This window comes from Desulfobacula sp., assembly GCF_021107415.1.
This window is the reverse complement of record NZ_JAIOSW010000415.1, coordinates 1-4,486: the sequence shown is the minus strand read 5'-3', so window position 1 is coordinate 4,486 and position 4,486 is coordinate 1. Positions and strand designations below refer to the sequence as shown.

The following is a 4,486-nucleotide window of genomic DNA, read 5'->3' as shown; positions in this document are numbered from 1 at the left end:
GTTGTGACTTTAAGTCAGGGTTCATATCGACCTCCATTCCTATTTTTTGTAGAAATATCAAGTAGATAATCGCCTTTGACCATTCAAAGATCAATTATATTTTTGTTACGTCAAGTACATACTTAAGGTGAATTGATGAAATTCTATTTTATTGGAGATAAAATCATCATTTTGGAAGGCATAATCAGATAGTAAAAACGTGTTTAATGTGTCTATCTACAGTCGCTGATACCCTTTGTTAAAAGGGGGTTTAATACTTTTACAAATACTCAGTCTGTTTGTTATTTCGGCACTGATTTAGAAAGTTCAACTTCATCAGTCCTAATCATTTTTTGACAATGATGACATGCCATATTCAGTTTTTTTACATTGCCTTTAAAAAGAAATTTATTGCAGTGAGGGCATTTATAGTCTTTCAAGTTGGGGTCACTCAGTATCTGAGGTATTACCGGTTCTGTAATGTTTAAATCGTTCATTTTTTTCTCATTAAATATGGTTGAATTGGGACATATCATTATATCATAAATGCAGGAAAACCAAGTTATCATTTTTTTACATTTTTTGTTTCTTTAATCCTTAACTTCATATTTAAATTTTGAATAAAGAAAGAATTTATAAAGTTGAAATGAAGTTCCCCGGGTCTCCTCCGGGACTTTTGGGAGTGCCGGTGTGTTGGGAACGCAAGCCTGACGTGGGTCTTTAGCGAAGTCCTAACTTGACTTTTCCGGTAAAAGCTGAAAACTCGCATAGCTATGCTGGTTTAGAAGCTTTTTGTAGAAACTATTAAAGTATGATAAAAACATTATAAAAGGCTAAGATGCTTGCTATGATTGTGTTTTGAACGATTTTTTCTAGAATAGTATCACTAGATTTGAAGTCCGAGGGCCCCACCAGTGAGCCGCGCACTTCCGCATCGAATAAAAAAAGTTAGTATACCTGAAGAGCCCTATTTGTCAATCTATTTTAAGGTTTTCATTTAAAAATACAAAGGAAAAAACGAAATATTTTTGAATTTATTTTATTCGATTTCTTATGCCCATAGGTCTTCCCCGGGTCATCGTTGTGATGATGGTTGTTTTTTACAATCGGGAAATTCGGGTTTCTTTTTTTTCATAAACGCTGTAATGCCGTGCATGCATTCACCTGATGTAATAAGTTCAGCAGCCATTTCAGCCTCCAGTTCAAGTGCTTTTTCCAAAGACAGTCCCTGGCTCTGTCGAATAACAGCCAATGCATGACGAACGGCATTGGGGCCGTTTTGCGCGATTTGTTCCGCCAGGTTCAATGCCTCATTAGCAGAACATCCTTTGCCACTCACACGGTTAACCAAACCAATTTTTAAAGCCTCTTGAGCATTTATTATACGAGCTGTCAGTATGAGGTCTGACGCAATAGCACTTCCGACAAGTTTAGTTAAATAAGGACCTCCCCCCCAATCCGGCATCAAACCCAATCGGACTTCTGAAAAACACAGTTGAGCTGTTGGATCCATCACGCGCAAATCACATCTTGTTGCCAGCTCCATCCCTCCCCCATAAGCCAATCCATTTATCGCGGCAATGATAGGAACGGGTAAAGAAATAAACCCGTCAACTGCTTTTCGAATACGGTTAACCAATCTTCCGGCCGATTTTATATCATTACTGTCCAACACTTTTAGGAAATCAGCCACCAATGGATTTTTGGGGTTAACATCGAATCCTGTGCAAAACGCATCGTCTCCAGCTCCGGTTATGATAATAGCCCTGGGAAGATCCTGTTTCAATTCATCCGTAACATTTTCCAAGGCCGAGAACATGGACTCATCAAATGCATTTTTTTTCCCGGCACGATTCATAGTCACCAACGCGACCTTATTTTTTCTTTCTATTTGAATTTTTCTACCAATCATAGATTCTTGATGTGATCAAGTATAAATAGACACCTTTCCACAATTAATTATAGAATTAATCAAAGAAATTTAGTATATCTTATTTCTTTGATTTGTCAAATTGCTTATATAACACGCTATTAAATAAAGGAATAATAAATGATAAATTCACAGAGACTGGCACAAAGATTCAAATCGTTTGTTGAGATTGATTCACTTTCCCGGCAGGAGAAGGATGTTGCTTTGGAACTTGAAAAAATATTGACGGCAATGGGAGCAACGGTCTGTTATGACACTGCAGGGGAACAGGTGGGTGGTAATTGTTCTAATCTTGTGGCCAAGTTTAAAGGGACTGTCAATGCAGAGCCTGTATTTTTATCCGGCCACATGGATACGGTCGGACCTGGAAAGGGTATAAAAGTTCAGTTTGAGGATGGTATTTTTAGAAGTGACGGGACTACTATCCTGGGTGCGGATGATAAATCCGCCCTTGCCATCATTCTTGAAGTCATGGATATCATTTTTGAAAATAAAATAGATTACCCGCCGGTTGAGATTGTTTTTACGATTTGTGAAGAAATCGGTCTTTTAGGGGCAAAATATTTTGATTATTCCTTAATAGATTCAAAGTTCGGATATATTCTTGATTCAACCGATACACAGGGGATTGTTACAAAAGCGCCTGCTGCTAACAAAATCATTATTAAAATATATGGCAGGGCTGCTCATTCAGGTGCAGAACCTGAAAACGGGGTTAATGCCATTATGGTCGCATCTAAGGCCATTTCAGAGCTTAATTTGGGCCGGATTGATGAAGAGACCACCTGTAACCTTGGAACCATTAAAGGCGGGGTTGCCACTAATATTGTTCCTGCGTTTGTTGAGATCCACGGGGAAGCAAGAAGCCATGATATTGAAAAATTAAAAATAGTTACGGATAGTATTGTAAATACGTTTCAGGCCGTAGCAAAGAAGTTTAAAGACAATTCAGATCTTCCCAGGATAGAAGCCATTGTCGAGAATGATTTTACCAATACAAATATTTCTGAAGATCACAAGGCCATTAAACTTGCCAGAAAAGCGGCAGGCAATCTTGGTATGACTCTGGAAAGCAAGACCATTGGCGGTGGTGCAGATGCAAATATATTTTTTAGCAAAGGCATTGTTGCAGGAGTTCTCGGAACCGGCATGACCGATGTTCACACCTTAAATGAATCTATTGCCATCAAGGATATGGAGAGTTCTGCAAATCTGGTACTTGAGATTTTAAAGGTTCACGCAGCAGGAAAAATATCATAGATGATCGCATATGTTGACATGTTTTCCGGAATCAGCGGGGATATGACCCTTGGGGCGCTGATTGACCTTGGCGTACCTGTTGACTGGATAAAAGAGAAACTGTCAGGTGTTTTAGAAGGATTCCAATTAAAGACAAGCATTGTATATAAGCACCATTTAAAGGCAACGGATATCATTGTGGATGTTATTGATGATGGCAGCTCGCAAAGGAACTACAAAGATATTAAGGCCTTGATTAAAAACAGTTCTTTGTCTGAAAAGGTGAAGGAAAACAGTCTTTTTGCTTTTAAAAAAATAGCCCGGGCTGAGTCAGTAATTCATGGAAAAGATATTGAAACGATTCATTTCCATGAAATCGGCGGCATTGATTCCATTGTGGACATCATTGGATCTTTTCTGTGTGTGGAGTACCTTGGCATTAAAAAGGTATATGCCTCCCCAATTGCTTTAGGATCAGGATTTGTGATGTGCTCCCATGGGAAAATACCGGTTCCGGTTCCGGCAACTGTGGCAATTTTAAAAGATGTCCCTGTCAAACCGTCCGATGCAACAACAGAGATTGTTACACCCACAGGGGCAGCCATTATTACCACCCTTACTTCCTCTTTCGGGAGATTGCCGGAAATGGTTATACAAAAGGTCGGCTATGGTTCAGGGAAAAGAGATACCGGCTCAGGCCTTCCCAATCTGCTGCGTATTATTCTGGGAGAAAAGAGTGCAGATCAAAAGGAAGATGGAACAGCCATTCAAAAAGAAACCATTCATGTTGTTAAAACCAATGTAGATGACATGAACCCTGAAATTTCAGGATTTTTAATGGAAAATCTGTTTGAAAATAAGGCGCTTGATGTCTGTTATGTTCCGGTTCAGATGAAAAAAAACAGACCTGGGATTCAGATTGAGGTGATGTGCTGCAAAGAAGATCTGGATAATATTATTCACATTATACTCACCCAGACCACATCCATTGGCGTGAGATATCATGAATGTGAACGGTTTTTTCTTTTAAGAGAAAAGGCGTTTGTCAGAACCCAGTTTGGGAAATTGCTGGTAAAAAAGATCACCAATCCCGACAACACCGTCCGGTTTGTTCCGGAGTATGATGCGGCAAAAAGAATAGCAATAGAAAAAAAAATTCCGTTAAAAGATGTTTACAGCCAAATTTTATCTGATGCCAAGTCTCATTTCCAACCCACCGGGCCCAATTTCCTTGACAGGGATTGATACAGAATATAGAACTGCAAAATGACATTACATCAGAAAATCATAATGTTTTTTGCCACAGGATTTTTTTCAGGTAAAATTCCTTTTGCACCC

At 39.0% G+C, this 4,486-nt stretch carries 3 protein-coding genes; 2 read left to right on the top strand and 1 reads right to left on the bottom strand.

Features of this window, described 5'->3' with window-relative positions; translation table 11 throughout:
- Nucleotides 1-1,054: 1,054 nt before the first annotated feature.
- Nucleotides 1,055-1,891, bottom strand: coding sequence for an enoyl-CoA hydratase/isomerase family protein (locus K8S13_RS20895; RefSeq protein WP_291465660.1), 837 nt, complete (start codon nt 1,889-1,891; stop codon nt 1,055-1,057).
- 138 nt (nt 1,892-2,029) lie between these two features.
- On the opposite strand from K8S13_RS20895, the gene K8S13_RS20890 reads away from it, so the two are divergent.
- Both K8S13_RS20890 and larC read left to right on the top strand, forming a co-directional pair.
- Nucleotides 2,030-3,169 (top strand): M20/M25/M40 family metallo-hydrolase, encoded by a 1,140-nt coding sequence (locus tag K8S13_RS20890; protein ID WP_291465659.1) that lies wholly within the window; start codon nt 2,030-2,032, stop codon nt 3,167-3,169.
- Nucleotides 3,170-4,393 (top strand): nickel pincer cofactor biosynthesis protein LarC, encoded by a 1,224-nt coding sequence (gene larC, locus K8S13_RS20885; protein WP_291465658.1) that lies wholly within the window; start codon nt 3,170-3,172, stop codon nt 4,391-4,393. It begins immediately after the preceding gene.
- The last annotated feature ends 93 nt before the right edge of the window (nt 4,394-4,486 follow it).